The sequence below is a fragment of the Halopseudomonas formosensis genome, from assembly GCF_900115905.1.
In the GTDB taxonomy this organism is placed as follows: domain Bacteria; phylum Pseudomonadota; class Gammaproteobacteria; order Pseudomonadales; family Pseudomonadaceae; genus Halopseudomonas; species Halopseudomonas formosensis.
The window spans coordinates 157,922-175,572 of sequence record NZ_FOYD01000006.1 but is presented as its reverse complement, the minus strand read 5'-3'; the positions used below and the strand labels follow the sequence as shown (position 1 = coordinate 175,572).

16 protein-coding genes are annotated in these 17,651 nt (G+C 62.6%); 4 read left to right on the top strand and 12 right to left on the bottom strand.

Annotated elements, in window-relative coordinates; genetic code table 11:
• Positions 1 to 153 precede the first annotated feature (153 nt).
• A complete protein-coding gene (locus BM046_RS10615; protein WP_143084178.1) occupies positions 154 to 438 on the bottom strand; it encodes a CRISPR-associated endonuclease Cas2 in 285 nt (94 codons plus the stop codon).
• Between the two features lie 4 nt (positions 439 to 442).
• Between BM046_RS10615 and BM046_RS10610 the strand changes: the two genes are divergently transcribed.
• Positions 443 to 832, top strand: coding sequence for a hypothetical protein (locus BM046_RS10610; RefSeq protein ID WP_090539273.1), 390 nt, complete (start codon positions 443 to 445; stop codon positions 830 to 832).
• A gap of 324 nt (positions 833 to 1,156) precedes the next feature.
• The gene (gene tsaD, locus BM046_RS10605; RefSeq protein WP_090539308.1) at positions 1,157 to 2,188 is read left to right on the top strand and encodes a tRNA (adenosine(37)-N6)-threonylcarbamoyltransferase complex transferase subunit TsaD; all 1,032 of its coding nucleotides are present in this window, start codon (positions 1,157 to 1,159) and stop codon (positions 2,186 to 2,188) included.
• Here tsaD and plsY read toward each other — a convergent pair whose 3' ends face one another.
• Positions 2,189 to 2,773, bottom strand: a complete 585-nt coding sequence (gene plsY / locus BM046_RS10600; protein WP_090539270.1) for a glycerol-3-phosphate 1-O-acyltransferase PlsY — start codon at positions 2,771 to 2,773, stop codon at positions 2,189 to 2,191.
• A gap of 54 nt (positions 2,774 to 2,827) precedes the next feature.
• On the opposite strand from plsY, the gene folB reads away from it, so the two are divergent.
• A complete protein-coding gene (gene folB / locus BM046_RS10595) occupies positions 2,828 to 3,190 on the top strand; it encodes a dihydroneopterin aldolase (RefSeq protein ID WP_090539268.1) in 363 nt (120 codons plus the stop codon).
• Positions 3,187 to 3,750 (top strand): 2-amino-4-hydroxy-6-hydroxymethyldihydropteridine diphosphokinase, encoded by a 564-nt coding sequence (folK, locus tag BM046_RS10590; protein WP_090539265.1) that lies wholly within the window; start codon positions 3,187 to 3,189, stop codon positions 3,748 to 3,750. Before folB ends, folK begins: the two co-directional genes overlap by 4 nt.
• 104 nt (positions 3,751 to 3,854) lie before the next feature.
• Here the strand turns inward: folK and BM046_RS10585 are convergent, their stop codons facing one another.
• The 10 genes from BM046_RS10585 to BM046_RS10540 all read right to left on the bottom strand — a co-directional run bounded on the left by BM046_RS10585 (position 3,855) and on the right by BM046_RS10540 (position 17,509).
• Entirely contained in the window at positions 3,855 to 5,105 is a 1,251-nt protein-coding gene (locus BM046_RS10585; RefSeq protein WP_090539263.1) for a multifunctional CCA addition/repair protein, read from the bottom strand.
• A gap of 194 nt (positions 5,106 to 5,299) precedes the next feature.
• Positions 5,300 to 6,853 (bottom strand): SpoVR family protein, encoded by a 1,554-nt coding sequence (locus tag BM046_RS10580; protein ID WP_090539261.1) that lies wholly within the window; start codon positions 6,851 to 6,853, stop codon positions 5,300 to 5,302.
• On the bottom strand, positions 6,850 to 8,124 hold the full coding sequence (locus BM046_RS10575) for a YeaH/YhbH family protein (RefSeq protein ID WP_090539260.1): 1,275 nt from the start codon (positions 8,122 to 8,124) through the stop codon (positions 6,850 to 6,852). The genes BM046_RS10580 and BM046_RS10575 overlap by 4 nt, the downstream gene beginning before the upstream one ends.
• 130 nt (positions 8,125 to 8,254) lie before the next feature.
• Positions 8,255 to 10,177, bottom strand: a complete 1,923-nt coding sequence (locus tag BM046_RS10570) for a PrkA family serine protein kinase (RefSeq protein ID WP_090539258.1) — start codon at positions 10,175 to 10,177, stop codon at positions 8,255 to 8,257.
• 303 nt (positions 10,178 to 10,480) lie between these two features.
• Positions 10,481 to 11,293, bottom strand: coding sequence for a symmetrical bis(5'-nucleosyl)-tetraphosphatase (locus BM046_RS10565; protein WP_090539256.1), 813 nt, complete (start codon positions 11,291 to 11,293; stop codon positions 10,481 to 10,483).
• 11 nt (positions 11,294 to 11,304) lie between these two features.
• Positions 11,305 to 11,688, bottom strand: a complete 384-nt coding sequence (apaG, locus tag BM046_RS10560) for a Co2+/Mg2+ efflux protein ApaG (RefSeq protein ID WP_090539254.1) — start codon at positions 11,686 to 11,688, stop codon at positions 11,305 to 11,307.
• The gene (gene rsmA / locus BM046_RS10555; RefSeq protein WP_090539251.1) at positions 11,681 to 12,493 is read right to left on the bottom strand and encodes a 16S rRNA (adenine(1518)-N(6)/adenine(1519)-N(6))-dimethyltransferase RsmA; all 813 of its coding nucleotides are present in this window, start codon (positions 12,491 to 12,493) and stop codon (positions 11,681 to 11,683) included. Before rsmA ends, apaG begins: the two co-directional genes overlap by 8 nt.
• Positions 12,490 to 13,482: a 4-hydroxythreonine-4-phosphate dehydrogenase PdxA gene (gene pdxA, locus BM046_RS10550; protein ID WP_090539249.1), complete on the bottom strand. Its 993-nt coding sequence runs from the start codon at positions 13,480 to 13,482 to the stop codon at positions 12,490 to 12,492. Before pdxA ends, rsmA begins: the two co-directional genes overlap by 4 nt.
• Positions 13,483 to 14,775, bottom strand: a complete 1,293-nt coding sequence (locus BM046_RS10545; protein ID WP_090539247.1) for a peptidylprolyl isomerase — start codon at positions 14,773 to 14,775, stop codon at positions 13,483 to 13,485.
• Complete coding sequence (locus BM046_RS10540) at positions 14,765 to 17,509, bottom strand: LPS-assembly protein LptD (protein ID WP_090539245.1); 2,745 nt, start codon at positions 17,507 to 17,509, stop codon at positions 14,765 to 14,767. Before BM046_RS10540 ends, BM046_RS10545 begins: the two co-directional genes overlap by 11 nt.
• Positions 17,510 to 17,651 lie beyond the last annotated feature (142 nt).

Here is a 17,651-nt window from a genome sequence, read left to right as displayed (position 1 = left end):
GTCCGGACATGAGCCCCGCTCAAAGGGGATTAAGACGCCGGAGCGGCGACCGGTCGGATCTTCCACGAAGTCCGGACATGAGCCCCGCTCAAAGGGGGTAGGATTTCCAGTTCTGGGTTGGGATGTGAGGTTGTACCGGGCTGGTGATGAAGATCAGGGCAGCCAGGCCCTTGAGTCTCGATGTTCGATAATGGGGGGCAGGCTGAAGTTGTACAAGCCGGCCGGCAGGCATCCTGTGCCCCAGCGACGAATGGGCTGGTCCGTGCGCAAGCGGTATATCAGCAGGTCATCCGTGCCAGGCTTGATCTCTTTCCACAGGGCGTTGCGTAACGCTTCGAGTTCGGCAGCGCTACCGTTGAATAGAAACAGCGATTCCAGCAATGCATAGGAACGGGGCTTCAGTACCCGGTGCCATGAGAGCCCGGAGCGTTTCATCACGAAAATGGAAGCCAGTTTTCTGTTAAAAAACCGGCCACATATTGGCGAGATGAAGGCAAGTAACAGTGGAGTGACGAGTCATGACAACGTCCAGCTGGATGATATCCGTGAGCGCATCTCGACCAGAATCGAGGGCATGAGGATCATGCGCTCCCAGCGCCCAGATCTGGTTAAAGCCTATGGCTTGCGTAGTCATGTGGTGAGGACGGGTAAATTATCCCTGGGGCAGGCTGCGGAACGTGATTTTGTGCTTGCCTGGGATAAAGAAAAGTCAGAACTGAAGAGGGAGCTGAAGGAATACTTCAGGATTCGCTTCAATCCGGACCTGGAATTACAGCAGACGGTATTGCAAAGCATCGGATTTGAGCCCTGCAAAGCCTGTGGCAGTATCTGACATTTGATAGTTTAGTTCCTTCATCACTTCCTTGGTTGAAGTACGATCCCCGCTCAAAGGGGATTAAGACAAGTTCTTCTGGACTTATAGGGCGGGGGACCTATTACCTGCAGGGAGATCATAATGATCTGGCAGTACTGCTCGGCGATTTGCAGGACGTGATAGATGAACGTCGTGACGATGTGCGTGCCTACTCGGTTCGCCCCTTGTCTGAAGCGCAGCAGATAGGTTGCCCATGGCTGCCGGAGGGCGTCGGGTTGTTTGAGTGAGGCTGGCTTTGGGATTATCATGCACGGCTATTTTTCAGCCGAGGCCTGTCCCGCCATGCGCGTTCTGGGTATTGAAACCTCCTGCGATGAAACCGGCGTTGCCCTCTATGACAGCGAACGCGGTCTGCTGGCCGACGCCCTGTTCAGCCAGATCGACCTGCACCGCATCTATGGGGGCGTGGTGCCTGAGCTGGCTTCCCGCGATCACGTCAAGCGCATGATACCGCTGGTACGCGAGGTTTTCGAGCGTGCCGGGGTGCCCCATGGCGAGGTCGACGGGGTTGCCTATACCGCCGGCCCCGGGCTGGTGGGGGCGCTGCTGGTGGGGGGCGCCTTTGCCCGGGCGCTGTCCTTTGCCTGGGGCGTGCCGGCGCTGGGCGTGCATCATATGGAAGGTCATCTGCTGGCGCCCATGCTGGAGGAACGTCCCCCGGCGTTTCCCTTCGTCGCGCTGCTGGTCTCCGGGGGCCATACCCAGCTGGTGGAAGTAACCGGGATCGGCGAATACCGGCTGCTGGGCGAATCCCTGGATGACGCCGCCGGCGAAGCCTTCGACAAAACCGCCAAGCTCATGGGGCTGCGCTACCCCGGTGGCCCGGAGATTGCGCGCCTGGCCGAGCAGGGCACCCCGGGGCGCTTCCTGTTTCCCCGTCCGATGACCGACCGTCCCGGTCTGGACTTCAGTTTCAGCGGGCTCAAGACCTTTACCCTGAACACCTGGCAGGCCTGTGTCGCCGAGGGTGACGACAGTGAGCAGACCCGCGCCGATATTGCCCTGGCCTTCGAGCAGGCGGTGGTGGAGACCCTGACCATCAAGTGCCGGCGGGCGCTCAAGGCGACCGGCCTCAAGCGTCTGGTGATTGCCGGTGGGGTGAGCGCCAATCGCCGGTTGCGCCAGTCACTGGAAAAGATGGCCGCCGGTCTGAATGGCGAACTGTTCTATGCCCGCCCGCAGTTCTGTACCGATAACGGTGCCATGATTGCCTATGCAGGCTGCCGGCGCCTGATGGCCGGCCAGCAGGACGAGGGCGGCCTGTCACCGCGGGCGCGCTGGCCGCTTGAGGAGTTGCCGGCTATCGTCAGTTGATCAGAACCGGAAGCGGTTCTCGTTGCCGGCCAGCAGACGGCCTATGTTCAGTCGGTGGCGCAGGAGAATGATGAGCACCATGAGGCTGACCGGGATCTGCAGTTCCGGGCTGTGCCAGGCCATCCAGGGTACCAGCGCGACACAGGCGGCCAGTGAGGCCAGCGAGGCGATGGAGCGGATGGTGAAGATGGCCAGCCAGACCAGTCCGGCGATCAGCGCCGCGGGCCAGGAAAGCACCAGCAGCACGCCTGCCGCCGTAGCCACGCCCTTGCCCCCATGGAAGCGGTGATACAGGGGCAGTATGTGACCGATCACCGCCAGCAGTCCCACCCAGGCCTGTTGTACCGGTATCAGTCCCATCTGGGAGGCCAGCCACACAGCCACAGCGCCCTTGCCCATGTCCCCGATCAGGGTTGCCAGGGCCAGGCGTCGGTGGCCGAGGCGCAGCATGTTGCTGGCGCCGGGGTTGCGTGAGCCGAAGCTGCGCGGATCCGGCTGATGGCGCAGACGGGCCAGCAGCACGGCAAAGGACACCGAGCCCAGCAAGTAGGCAGCGCACAGCAGCAGGAAGAATTCGACGGTCATGGTACGCCTGGCCGAATGATTGAAAGGCCATTGTAGACGACACGGGAGCAGACAGTGGATCAGGTTTTCATCAGAGGACTGGAAGTGCAGGCGGTGATAGGCGCCTATGACTGGGAACGGACCATCCGTCAGCGCCTGGTGCTCGACCTGGAGATGGACTGGGATATCCGGCCGGCGGCGGCTGACGATGATCTGACCCTGGCGCTGGACTACGCCGCGGTCAGTCAGCGGGTGCTGGACTATGTCAGTGCCAGCAGCTTCGAGCTGGTGGAAACCCTGGCCGACCGTCTCGCCACCCTGATCATGGAGGAATTCTCCGTTCCCGGGCTGCGTCTGGTCATCACCAAGCCCGGCGCGGTGCCGGAGGCGCGGCGTGGTGTGGGTGTCATCATCGAACGGGGACGCTCCCGCGCATGACCCGGATCTATCTGGGGGTCGGCACCAATACCCGCCGCGAGCATCATCTGCATCGCGGGCTGGATGCACTGCAGCAGCTGCTCGGTCCGCTGCAACTGTCGCCGGTGTTCGAGAGCGATGCGGTGGGCATTCTCGGGGCGCGGTTCTACAACCTGGTGGTGGCGGCGGACACGCCGCTGCCTTTGGCGGATCTGAATGCGGCGCTCAAGGCCATCGAGGCCGCCTGCGGTCGGCGCGAACAGAAGGTGCCCGGGCGCATCACCCTGGATATCGACATCCTGTTGTACGGCGAGCTGAGCGGCTGTCATGGTGGAGTGCAACTGCCCCGTCCCGAGATCAACCACAACGCCTTTGTGCTCTGGCCGCTGACCCTGCTGGCGCCTGAGCTGGTGCTGCCGGGTACGGACACCAGCTGTGCCGCCCTGTGGCAGGGCTGGCGGGGGCAGCAGAAGGTGTGGCCGGTCGCCTTCGACTGGCACGGTCAACCACTGACGCCGTCATTGCTGCTGCGTCAGTATCCTGCCCAGAGCAGTCCTGCGCCGGGCAGTGGTGCGGCCTGAGGTCTGTTTCAGTGTGTTTTAAGCAGGCGTAGCGCGGGTGCGCTACACCCCGCATTGCCGGGTTGGCGAGCACCAGCTCGTCCACCGGGGCTGCCAGCACCCCTTCATCGAGCTGGTGCTCGACGTTCCCGGCAGTACTCGGTTATCCGCTGCAGTCGCAGCTTCTCCATTTCCGCGCCCAGTGCGGCACCTTTGAATCCCTGCTCCAGCAATATCTTTACCTCCGCTGAGCGGGCGGCGTTGGCGGCGCCGCGCAGGTAGTCGGCCTGCGGATAGTCGCGTTCTTCCAATCCGGCCCGCCCGCGTGCGTCGGCTTCGCAGGCACCGAGAAAGAGGTCGAAGCGTTCCGGGCGACGGTAGATATCGAAGGCCTTGAACAGCTTCAGCAGGGTGGCCGGCTTGAGTTCCAGGGCGCGGTGGCAGTGGGTGTGGTACTCGCAGGTCAGCAGTGCCAGCTCCTGACATTCCCGGGGGGCCTTGCAGCGCTGGTTTACGGCCTTGACCGCAGCCAGGCCGGATTTTTCGTGACCATGGTGTTTCGGCCAGAAGCGCTCCGGGGTACGGCCCTTGCCCAGGTCATGCAGCAGGCAGGCCCAGCGTGCCGGCAGCGGTAACTGCATCCTCGCTGCCTGCTGCAGCACCAGCAGCAGGTGCTCGCCGGTATCCACTTCCGGATGGTGGGCCTCCGGCTGGGGGACGCCAAACAGTCCATCCACCTCGGGCAGCAGTTCGGCCAGTGCGCCGCAGGCGCGCAGCACCCGTATGAACACATCAGGGCGCGGTTCCATCAGCGCCCGGCTGATCTCCTTCCAGCTGCGCTCGGCGGTCAGGTGCTGCAGTTCCCCGGACTCGGCCAGCTCCCGCATCAGCGCCAGGGTGTCCGGCGCGACACGAAAACCCAGCGGTGCATAGCGGGCGGCAAAGCGGGCGACGCGCAGTACCCGCAGCGGATCTTCTGCAAAGGCCGGCGAGACATGACGCAGCAGGCGGGCCTGCAGGTCCTGCTGCCCCCCATAGGGATCGATGACCTGACCCGCGTCATCCATGGCCATGGCGTTGATGGTCAGGTCGCGGCGCTGCAGGTCCTCCTCCAGGGTGACCGAGGGATCGGCGTGGAAGGTGAAGCCGCCGTAGCCGTGACCACTCTTGCGCTCGGTTCGGGCCAGCGCGTATTCCTCGCCGGTGTCCGGGTGCAGGAATACCGGGAAGTCCTGCCCGACCGGGCGGAAGCCGGCCTCCAGCAGCTGGTCCGGCGTGGCGCCGACCACTACCCAGTCGCGTTCATGCCAAGGCACGCCCAGCAACTGATCGCGGACGGCGCCGCCGACCAGATAGGTCTTGAAGTCTGTTTTCATGGGCGAAGCTTAGGGCGGGGTGGGGTGGTGCTGCAAGGGGGCATGCAACCCCCAATTGCCGGGATGGAACCCGGCACTCCCTGGAAGAGGCGACCTGCTGGGAGCGTCGAGCACCACGGGCCGCGATCGGACTCGATGAAGGGGTGGCTGACAGTGCCGGTGGACGAGCTGGTGCTCGTCCTTCCCAGGGGAGGTCAGATCGGCGGTATGTTCATGTCGAAGCGGGGGATGCTTTCCTCGGTTTCGCTGGGTCGGGGTGGCATGTGCTGTTCTTCCTTGAGCGCATCGCCGTCCCAGCTCTGCAGATGGACATCGAAGCCCCACAGCCGGTGCAGGTGCTTGAGCATGCGCTCGGTGGTCTTGCCCAGCGGTTTGCCCTCATGGCGCTGGTGACGCAGGGTCAGTGAGCGGTCACCGCGGCGATCCACTTCCCAGACCTGGATATTGGGCTCGTTGTTGCCGAGATTGTACTGGGCCGCCAGCAGCTCGCGCACCCGGCGATAGCCGGAATCGTCGTGGATGGCGGCGACTTCCAGAAAGTCGTTCTGTTCATCGTCGACTATGGCAAACAGTTTCAGCTCGCGAATCACCCGCGGGGACAGGTACTGCAGTATGAAACTCTCATCCTTGAAGGTGCGCATGGCGAACTTGAGGGTTTCCAGCCAGTCGCTGCCGGCGATGTCGGGGAACCACCGGCGGTCCTCCTCGGTGGGGTTTTCGCACATGCGGCGGATGTCCTGCATCATGGCAAAACCCAGGGCATAGGGGTTGATGCCGCTGAACCAGTCGCTGTCGAACGGTGGCTGGTAGATGACGCTGGTGTGGGACTGCAGGAACTCCATCATGAAACCGTCGGTGACCTTGCCCTCGTCGTACAGATGATTGAGCAGGGTGTAGTGCCAGAAGGTGGCCCAGCCCTCGTTCATCACCTGGGTCTGGCGCTGGGGATAGAAGTACTGCGCGATCTTGCGCACGATGCGCACCACTTCGCGCTGCCAGGGTTCCAGCAGCGGCGCATTCTTCTCGATGAAGTACAGTAGGTTCTCCTGTGGTTCGGCGGGGAAGCGTGCCTCCTGCTGGCGCCGCTCATGGCTTTCCGGGTTAACCGGTATGGTCCGCCACAGATCATTGACCTGACGCTGCAGGTATTCTTCGCGCTCGCGCTGGCGGCGCCGTTCCTCCTCGGCGGACACCGGTGCCGGGCGCTTGTAACGATCCACACCGTAGTTCATCAGGGCATGACAGGAGTCGAGCAGGTCTTCCACCGCATCGATGCCGTAGCGCTCCTCGCACTGGGTGATGTACTGCCGCGCGAATACCAGGTAGTCGATGATGGAGCCGGCGTCGGTCCAGCTGCGGAACAGGTAGTTGCCCTTGAAGAAGGAGTTGTGGCCATAGCAGGCATGCGCGATCACCAGCGCCTGCATGGTCATGGTGTTCTCTTCCATCAGGTAGGCGATGCACGGATCGGAGTTGATCACAATCTCGTAAGCCAGACCCATCTGGCCGCGCTTGTAGTGCTTTTCCGTGTGCAGGAAGTGCTTGCCGTAGGACCAGTGGTGATAGCCCAGGGGCATGCCCACCGAGGCATAGGCGTCCATCATCTGTTCGGCGGTGATGACCTCGATCTGGTTCGGGTAGGTGTCCAGACCGTAGACCTCATGGGCAATGCGGCCGATTTCCCGGTCATACTCGCGGATCAGGTCGAAGGTCCATTCCGATCCGGTGGAAATGGGCTGACGGCTCATGTGACCATCCTCTTCTGGAACAGTTTGCGGAAGACCGGGTAGATGTCACCGGCATCCACTATCTGTTGCTGGGCGAAACTGTCGGGGAACAGCTCTGCGACCTTTTCGTATTCGTACCAGAGTGCCTGGTGCTCCCGCGGGGTGATTTCCACGTAGCAGTAGTACTGCATGGCCGGCATCAGCTGGCGGGCCAGCAGCTCCCGGCAGATGGGCGAGTCGTCGTTCCAGTTGTCGCCGTCCGAGGCCTGGGCACAGTAGATGTTCCATTCGTTGGGCGAGTAGCGGTCGGTGATGATCTGCTGCATCAGGCGCAGGGCGCTGGAGACTATGGTGCCGCCTGTTTCCCTCGAGTAGAAGAATTCCTCTTCATCGACTTCCCTGGCGCTGGTGTGGTGGCGGATGAACACCACCTCGATGCGCTCGTAGTTACGCTGCAGAAACAGGTAGAGCAGGATGTAGAAGCGCTTGGCGATGTCCTTGGTGGCCTGGGTCATGGACCCGGAGACGTCCATCAGGCAGAACATCACGGCCCGGGAGCTGGGGTCCGGCTGCTTGACCAGCAGGTTATAGCGCAGGTCGAAGGTGTCGAGGAAGGGGACCCGGTCGATGCGCGCCCGCAGTTGCTCGATCTCCTTTTCCAGCGCCTGGATGTCGATGAGATTGTCCGGCTGCTCACGGCGCAGCATCTCCAGTTCGCGCTGGGCTTCGCGCAGCCGCGCCCGGCTTGCGCCGGACAGGGCGATACGGCGGGCGTGGGCAGCGCGCATCGAGCGCACCACGTTGATGCGCGAGGGGTTGCCCTGCTGGCTGAAGCCGGCGCGCACCGTGCGGAAGTTGTCGGTGCCGGTCAGGTGGCGCTTGATCAGATTGGGCAGGGCCAGATCCTCGAACATGAAGTCGAGAAACTCTTCCTGGGTTATCTGGAAGACAAAATCATCCTCCCCTTCACCGGTGTTGCCAGCTTCGCTGCCGCCACCGGCTCCTCCGCCACCCCCTTCCGGCCGGGGAATGCGGTCGCCGGCGGCGAAGTCCCTGTTGCCGGGAAAGACCCGGGTCTGGCGCCCCCCGGGACCATGGTGGAAGATCGGCTCGTCTATATCCCGCGCCGGTATGCTGATCTGCTCTCCATGCTCGATGTCGGTAATGGAGCGCCGGCCGACCGCCTCTTCCACGGCTTTCTTGATGTGCGCCTTGTAGCGACGCAGGAAGCGCTGGCGGTTGACCGTGCTCTTGTTCTTCCCGTTAAGTCGACGGTCGATTACATAACTCATGGCCCCTCCAGGGCCAGCTGCAAGCCACTGGTTGCAAGCTTGAAGCTGGCCGTGCTGCTTCATTTGTGCGCGATGCCTATAGACACCTGCGGTCAACCTGCCGCTTGAAGCTGCAAGCTTGCCGCTGCATTTATTGGGCCTTGCGGACGCGCAGGTACCATTCCGACAGCAGTCGCACCTGTTTCTCGGTGTAGCCCCGCTCCACCATTCGGGTGACGAAATCGTTGTGCTTCTTCTGGTCCTCGGTCGAGGCCTTGGCGTTGAAGCTGATGACCGGCAGCAGGTCCTCGGTGTTGGAGAACATCTTCTTCTCGATCACCACACGCAGCTTCTCGTAGGACAGCCAGCTCGGGTTCTTGCCGTTGTTGTGCGCCCGGGCGCGCAGCACGAAGTTGACGATCTCGTTGCGGAAATCCTTGGGGTTGCTGATGCCGGCCGGCTTCTCGATCTTCTCCAGCTCCTCGTTGAGGGCGCTGCGATCGAGGATTTCCCCGGTGTCCGGGTCCCGGTATTCCTGGTCCTGGATCCAGAAGTCGGCATAGAGCACGTAGCGGTCGAAGATGTTCTGGCCGTACTCGCTGTAGGACTCCAGATAGGCGGTCTGGATCTCCTTGCCGATGAATTCCACGTAGCGCGGCGCCAGGTACTCCTTGAGGAAGCGCAGGTAGCGCTCGCTGGTCTCGGTCGGGAACTGTTCCTGTTCGATCTGCTGCTCGAGCACGTAGAGCAGGTGCACCGGGTTGGCGGCTACCTCGGTATTGTCGTAGTTGAACACCTTGGACAGGATCTTGAACGCGAAACGGGTCGACAGACCGCTCATGCCCTCGTCCACACCGGCGGCATCGCGGTATTCCTGGATCGACTTGGCCCTGGGGTCGGTGTCCTTGAGGTTCTCACCGTCGTAGATGCGCATCTTGGAGTAGACGTTCGAGTTTTCCGGCTCCTTCAGGCGCGACAGCACGCTGAACTGGGCCAGCATCTTCAGGGTGTCCGGGGCGCAGTGGGCACTGGCCAGGGAACTGTTGGCCAGCAGCTTCTGGTAGATCTTGATCTCATCGCTGACCCGCAGGCAGTACGGGACCTTGACGATGTAGATACGGTCGATGAAGGCTTCGTTGTTCTTGTTGTTGCGGAAGCTGTGCCACTCCGATTCGTTGGAGTGGGCCAGCACCACGCCGTTGAAGGGCAGGGCACCGAGACCTTCGGTACTGTTGTAGTTGCCCTCCTGGGTGGCAGTCAGCAGCGGGTGCAGCACCTTGATCGGCGCCTTGAACATCTCGACGAACTCCATCAGCCCCTGGTTGGCACGACACAGGGCGCCGGAGTAGCTGTAGGCATCCGGGTCGTTCTGCGGAAACTCTTCCAGCTTGCGGATATCCACCTTGCCGACCAGCGCGGAGATGTCCTGGTTGTTCTCGTCGCCGGGTTCGGTCTTGGCGATGGCGATCTGCTGGAGGATCGAAGGGTACAACTTGACCACGCGAAACTGGCTGATGTCCCCGTTGTATTCATGCAGACGCTTGACCGCCCAGGGCGACATGATGCTGTTCAGATAGCGGCGGGGGATGCCGTAATCCTCCTCCAGGATATGACCGTCCTCGCTGGCGTTGAACAATCCCAGGGGTGACTCGAACACCGGCGAATCCTTGATGGCATAGAAGGGTACCTGTTGCATCAGCGCCTTGAGCTTCTCGGCGATCGATGATTTTCCGCCGCCTACCGGCCCGAGCAGGTAGAGGATCTGCTTGCGCTCCTCCAGGCCCTGGGCGGCGTGTTTGAAGAAGGACACTATGCGCTCGACCGCGTCCTCCATGCCGTGAAAATCGGCGAAGGCGGGATAGCGCTTGATCACCTTGTTGGAAAAGATCCGCGACAACCGCGGGTCCAGGGAGGTATCAATCAGTTCCGGCTCGCCAATGGCCATCAGCAATCGTTCGGCCGCAGAGGCGTAGGTCGAGGGGTCGGCCTTGCACAGTTCAAGGTATTCCTGCAGGGACATCTCTTCCTGCTGGGTGGTCTCGAATCGATTCTGGAAGTGACTGAATATGCTCATGGCATGACCTCGCTGTTACCAGGAATGTGATCCGGGGCTTCCGGGTAGGAACCCGCCTGCCACGCAGCGAAGGGCGAAGATCTGGACAACATGTGCAATCCCCCGTTACCGCTGGTCAGTCAAGGCCCGGGAGTGCGGCCAGGGCTGGATACGCCCGGGCGTGATCCCCTTTATCGGAAGCCGGCGGACCGGCTCTGCTTGTTCTGATTGCCTTGACTTCAGGATAGTTGGTTTGCGCGGGGGCGACAGGAAGATTGGAAAATATTTACGCGAGACTGGTGGGGGACTGCTGCGAGGGAGTGCTCAGTGCGGGCATTTGCAGCACAGCTTTTCACCGGTGTCGACATTCATCAGGGTCATGCTGTTGCCCCAGACGCAACCGGTATCCAGCGCGTGGATACCGGGTTCGGAGACCTTGCCCTCCAATGCTGCCCAGTGACCGAAGATGACCTGTACCTCGGGGTTGCGGCGAGGCAGTTTGAACCAGGGCTGGTAGCCGTTGGGCGCCCCTCCGGGACCTTCCTTGGACTTGAGATCCAGGGTGCCGTCGGCACGGCAGAAACGCATGCGGGTGAGGTAGTTGGTGATCACCCGGAGCCGGGTGGTGCCCTCCAGGCCGTCGCTCCAGCACGCCGGTTCATTACCGTACATGTCATCCAGAAAACCGGGAATGCGCTGATCGTCCCGCAGCGCGGCACTGACTTCCGCGGCCAGGGTGCAGGTCTGCTCCACGCTCCAGATCGGCGGAATGCCGGCGTGGGTCATGAGGATGTTGCGCTGGGGGTCGAAGTGAACCAGAGGGCGGTGGCGCAGGCTGTCCAGCAGCAGTTCGCTGTCCGGGGCGTCGAGGATCGGCATCAGGGTGTCGGATTTGCGCAACCGTTTCGGGTTCTGGGCGCAGGCCAGCAGGTGCAGGTCGTGATTGCCCAGCACAGTGATGAAAGCGTTGCCGAGACCTTCGAGAAACCGCAGCGTTTCGAGGGAGTCGGGTCCGCGGTTGACCAGATCGCCGACCGCCCACAGGGTATCCCGCGACGGGTTGAAGTCGACCTTGCGCAGCAGGCATTGCAGAGGCTTCAGGCAGCCCTGAATGTCACCGACTGCATAGACAGCCATACCCTCAGTCCTCAGTGGAGCGCATTGGGTTTGGCCAGGCGAAACACCGCAATGGGTGCGCGGAACAGCTCGCCATCGCTGCTCTGCATGCCATAGCTGCCCTGCATGCTGCCTACCGGTGTCTCCAGCAGACAGCCACTGGTATAGGTGTGGCAGGCGCCGGGCTGGATCAGGGGCTGCTCACCCACCACGCCTTCGCCGCGCACCTCCTGGATCTTGCCGTTGCCGTCGGTGATGATCCAGTGCCGATCCAGCAGCTGGACAGTCCTGTCACCCTTGTTGCAGATGGTGATGGTGTAGGCGAAGGCGAAGCGGTTGTCGGCCGGCTTGGACTGCTCGGTGAGATAGCGTACCTGCACCTGGATGCTGATGTTCTTCGCCAGGGCGTCAGTCATGGCTGGCGCTCCGCTCGCGGCTCAGGCGGTTGGCCAGTCGCACGAAACCGGCCAGATCGACCTGCTCCGGCCGCAGGGTCGGGTCCAGACCCTCTCCGGCGATGGCATCGGCGTCCAGCAACGGCTTGAGCGTATTGCGCAGGGTCTTGCGGCGCTGGTTGAAGGCTTCGCGCACCACGATCTCCAGCATCTCCACGTCGTCGGCCGGATGAGGCAGCTCAGCATGGGGGGTAAGTCGGACGATGGCTGAATCGACCTTGGGTGGCGGATTGAATGCGCCGGGGCCGACATCGAACAGATGCTCCACGGCACACCAGTACTGGACCATGATGCCCAGGCGGCCGTAGTGGTTCATGCCCACACCGGCGGCCAGGCGCTGCACCACTTCCTTCTGCAGCATGAAGTGCATGTCACTGATGCAGTCGGCCTGACTCAGCAGGTGGAACATCAGCGGCGTGGAGATGTTGTAGGGCAGGTTGCCCACCACTCGCAGCTTCTGTCCGGGCTCGGCCAGGGCGCGGAAATCGAACTTCAGGGCGTCGCCCTTGTGCAGGGTGAACCGGGGGTTGTTGCCGAAACGGGCGAGCAGCAGCGGGTGCAGGTCGTGGTCCAGCTCGACCACGTCAAGGGTGGCGCCGCTGTCGGCCAGCCCCTGGGTCAGGGCGCCCTGGCCCGGGCCGATTTCCACCACGCGCTGGCCCTCGCGGGGGGCGATGGCCCGCAGGATGCGGTTGATCACTCCGTGGTCGTGCAGGAAGTTCTGACCGAAGCGCTTGCGCGCCCGGTGCGGAGCAAATTCACTCATGGTTTACCTTGGGCTTCGATCATGCTGATCGCTGTATGCAGGGCTACCCGCAGGCTGCCGACATCGGCGCGGCCGGTGCCGGCCAGATCCAGGGCGGTGCCGTGATCCACCGAGGTGCGGATGATGGGCAGGCCCAGGGTGATGTTCACCGCCTGGCCGAATCCCTTGTGCTTGAGCACCGGCAGGCCCTGGTCGTGATACATGGCCAATACCGCGTCGGCATGGTCCAGATACTTGGGCGTGAAGAGAGTGTCCGCCGGCAGGGGGCCTTCCAGCAGCATGCCCTCGCCACGCAGGCGCTCGAGCAGTGGGATGATCACATCCAGCTCCTCGCGGCCCAGATGGCCACCCTCGCCGGCATGGGGGTTCAGCCCGCAGACCAGGATGCGTGGGGCGGGCAGGCCGAACTTGGTCTGCAGGTCCCGGTGGAGTATGCGTATGACCTGTTCGAGGGACTCGTGGGTGATGGCATCGGCTACTGCGCGCAGTGGCAGGTGGGTGGTGGCCAGGGCCACGCGCAGGCCGGGGCAGGCCAGCATCATCACCACCTTGGGGGTGCCGGTCTGCTCGGCGAAGAATTCGGTATGTCCGGAGAAGCTTACGCCGGCATCGTTGATGACGCCCTTGTGCACCGGGGCTGTCACCACGGCGGCAAAGTCACCGTCCAGGCAGCCCTGGCCGCCCAAGCGCAGGGTTTCGAGGACGTAACGGGCGTTGCCCGGATCAAGCTGGCCAGGGACGCAGGGGCTGGCCAGGGACACCGGCAGCACGCTCAGCTGGCCGGCCTGTTGCGGTTGTGGGGACTGCGTGGGGTCAAAGAGATCCAGCTGAATGTCGAGGCCGAGCATGCTGGCTCGCTGGGCCAGCATGTCGGGATCGGCGATCACGACTCGCTGATGGGCGCAGGGCTCGGTGGCCAGCTGCAGGCACAGATCGGGCCCGATGCCGGCGGGTTCGCCGGCGGTCAGGGCAATGGACAGAACGCTCACTTAACTCTTGATCTCAACGTAGGCCTCGTCGCGGATCTCCTGCAACCAGCTCTGCAGTTCTTCGTCGAACTTGCGGTTCTGCAGCATGTTGCGGGCCTGTTGCTCGCGCATTTCATCCGTCATGTCCACTTCCCGCTGGTCCAGCACCTGCAGGATGTGCCAGCCGAACTGGCTCTGGAAGGGCGCAGAGACGGTGCCCTTCGGGGTGCTGAGCATGGTATCGCGGAACTCCGGCACCATGGCGTCGGCGGTGATCCAGTCCAGTGAGCCGCCATTGAGCGCAGTGCCCGGGTCTTCGGAGAAGGAGCGGGCCAGGGTTTCGAAGGATTCGCCGTTGCTGATGCGCTCATAGAGTCGCTGGATCAGTTGCGCGGCTTCGGCCTCGCTGCGGATCTCGCTGGGCTTGATCAGGATATGGCGCACATTGAATTCATCCACCAGCAGGTTGTCCCCACCGCGCTTGTCGAGCAGCTTGAGGATGTGGAAACCCACCGGCGAGCGCAGCGGTGGGGTGATGCCGCCGATTTCCAGGCGGTCCACCGCATTGGCAAACTCGGGGGGCAGCTGCGCCGCCTTGCGCCAGCCCAGCTCGCCGCCCTCCAGTGCGTGCTCACCGCCGGACCGACTGACAGCCAGGCGGGTGAAGTCGGCACCTTCCTGCAGCTCGCGGTGGATCTGTTCGGCCATCTCGGCCTGACGGCGTGCCTGCTCGTTGCTCGCGGTTTCAGACACGGGCAGTACTATCATGGCCAGGCGATAGTCCGCCGAGGTCTGATAACGCCCCATCTCCGAATTCAGGAAGTTGCGTACTTCCTGATCACTGACCTGGATGCGTTCGGCCACCCGGCGCTGACGTACCCGGTTGATGATCATTTCCCGGCGAACCTGCTCCCGGGCCTGCCTGTAGCTGATGCCGTCCCTCTCCAGCGCAGCACGGAACTGCTCGAGGGTAACGCCGTTGCGCTCGGCCAGTTGCTGCATGGTCTGGTTCAAAGAGGCATCATCGATCTGGATACCGGCCCGCTCACCCATCTGCAGCTGAATGCTTTCCAGGATCAGCCGGTCCATTACCTGCTTGCGGATCTCTTCGGTCGGTGGCAGCTCGCGGCTGCCGCCCTGACTGAGCTGGGCGCGGACGCTGTTGACCCGTTCCTCCACCTGGCTGGCCATGATGACATCGTTGTCGACGATGGCGACCACCCGGTCCAGCTCGACCATCTGCGCCTGCAGGCCGGTGCTGATCAGCAGACCGGCGCACAGGCCGATCAGTTTTGCGTGTAGCTTAAAATGCATTGGATTCTCGCTCTCGGTAACCGGTGATGCTGTCTTCCAGGAGCGTTTCCATGCTGCCACCGGCAATATTGCCGAGGCCTTTGAAGACAACCTGCAGGAAGATGCCACGGTCAGGCTCGTCGTTGAGTCTGGGATTCAGACTGGTTTCATCGTAATCGATCCAGTAGCGGTTGATCACCCGCAGTTTCCAGCAGCAGCTGTCGTACTCGAAGCCGCCGAAGGCCTCGACGGTGCGGTTGCGACCATAATCACGCTGCCAGCGGCCGATCAGGCTCCACTGGTTGGAAACCGGCCACATGAAGGAAATGTCATGCTGGTCGGTCTTGTAGTAGTTGGCGATGTAATTCGCGGTGCCTCTTCCGAAGTCAGGGTCTGTCGTCCAGTTCCCGGTGGCGCGGTCAAAGCGCACGGTGTCATTGCGGTAGATATAGCCCAGGTTGAGAATCTTGCGCGGATTGTCAGCGGGCTGGTAATGCCACATGGCGCTGCCGCTGCGGGTTTCGCTCTGCTCGGCATCCCAGTTGAAGGTCGAACTGAAGCGCCAATCTTCGTTGTGGCGGTACTGATAAGCCAACGCGATGGGCGACTGCGAAGATTGTGCGTCATCCCGCTTGCGATAATCGATGCCGCGCAGTTGCACTTCGCGGTCCCGGAAGTAGTACGCCTGACCGATGCTGAAGGTCTGCCGCTCGACGCCCCTGGAGTCTATCCAGCGGTTGGTCAGACCCAGCGAGATCTGGTTGGCATCACCGATGCGATCTCTGCCGGAGAAGCGGTTGTCGCGCCACAGGGAGGCGTAGCTGAATGCCGGCTCGCCACTGTCGAAGATCGGAATGTTGCTTTGATCTTCCTCCGGCACGTACAGGTAGAACAGGCGTGGTTCCAGCGTCTGGTTGTAGCTCTTGCCGAACACTTGGGTCGGACGGTCGAAGTACAGTCCGCTGTCGACACTGAAGATCGGCACGCTGCGATCCTGGCTGCTGTCAAAGCTTTCGTAGAAGACACCGTTCCGCTGCCCGAGACTGCTCCGGCCGATGCTGTCCAGCGACAGGTCGTAGCGCGTATAGGCGTACTTGGCGGTCGGCTTGATGAAGCCCCAGTCCCAATTGAGCGGCAGGCTGACGCTCGGCTCCAGATGCAGGCGGTCGCCCTCGGCGCGGGTCAGACCACGGAGGCTTGCGTCGTACCATTCCCGTTCCTGCTCGCCGTCTTCGTTCGTATAGAAACCGCTCAGCAGGCTGCGCTGGAAGCTGACGAACTCGGTGTCATAGCCCAGACGCAGGCCGCCCGGCTGATAGGGCAGGGTGCCGCCCAGCAGCAGTTGCGGCAGCCGCTCGTAGGGGGTGATCTCGGTTACCGTGGCCCGTTCGTAGGCGTGCACGTTGAGGGCGGCGAAGTGGTTGTCGCCACGCCATGCAAGGCTGCCGCGCTGGTCGAGGAAGTCGCCGGTATTGATGCCCAGGAAGGTGTCCAGGTCCTGGAAGTAGTAGTAATCGCTGATGTCGGTGTAATCGACACTGCCGCGCAGGCGCGGAGTGAAGTCACTGGTGTGCTGCCAGCTGTACATCCAGCGCTGGTCCTTGTATCCGGTCTGCAGCTCCCGCTCGTCCTCGCGGTCATCCAGTACCGAGGCACCGATCTGGCCGGAGCTGGTGGGCGTCAGGTAGCGGAATTCACCCTCCAGTTGCAGGCCCCGGTCGGTCATCAGCGTCGGATAGAGGGTAGCGTCGTAGTTCGGCGCCAGGTTGAAGTAGTAGGGCTGGGTATAGGAGCTGCCCGAGTTGCTGCTGTAGGACAGGCTGGGCACCAGCAGGCCGCTCTGGCGCCGGTCGTCCAGCGGGAAGTAGAAATACGGCGAGTAGAACACCGGCACGTCCTTGACCTTGAGAGTCACGTGCCTGGCTTCACCCCAGCCTTTTTCCCGATCCAGCTCGATATCGTCACTGTGCAGGCTCCAGGTGTTGCGTCCCGGATCGCAGGTGGTATAGGAGCCGTCGGTAATGACGATCACTGCATCATCCCGGCGACGCAGGCTGTCGGCGGTACCCCGGGCATTGGCCTCGTGTACCACATAGCGTACCTGGTTGACCCGGGCCTCGCCGGTCTCGATGTGCATCTGGCCGTCTTCGCCGAGAATCAGTACGCCCTGGTCGCGCAGACGGACGTTGCCTTCCAGGCGGACAAGATTGTTGGCACGGTCAAAGCTGGCCTGGTTGGACTGTGCCTGCAGCCGGCCCTGGCGCAGCACCACGTCACCCTGGAGGGTACCTGTCTGCTGGTCCTGCTCGAAGCTGCTGGAGTCGGCACTGGCGTAGACAGGCAGCTCATCGAAGGGGGTGTCGTCGTCGCGGCCGATGCGATCAGGCTCGATGTAGTCGCCGCTGCAGAAGGGCGCGATTGCCGCCCGCTGCGCCTCGGTCAGCTGATCACGCGGAACCCAGTCCAGTTCGCTGAAGTCCACCACCCGGCGCTGCTCGGCGGGGGCGGGCTGACGGGGTTGTTCGGTCGATACCGGCTGCTGAGCCGGCTCGCTGGCACGCACCACCGGTGCCTGGGGGCGTGGTGGCAGCTGACTGGTGGTTTCCAGCGGGTTGCAGGCCCAGCCGCGGCCGTCACTGCTTGGGCGGCACTCGACCTGGCTGGCAGCCAGACTGGATGCCGGCTGGGCCAACAGCAGTCCGCTGGCCAGCAACAGGGAGAATGTGGGGCGAAACGGAGGTCTTTGGTTGGCCATTATAATTGTCCGGGCTTCCAGTCGGTCGTACAGGTCGCGATGACTCGGTGAGCTCTGCGAGGTAAATGCAACATGGGCTGCTTCTACTTATAGAGATCGTGGATAATAAAGCATTGTTGGGCAGCAGAGCCAGCGCCGTACC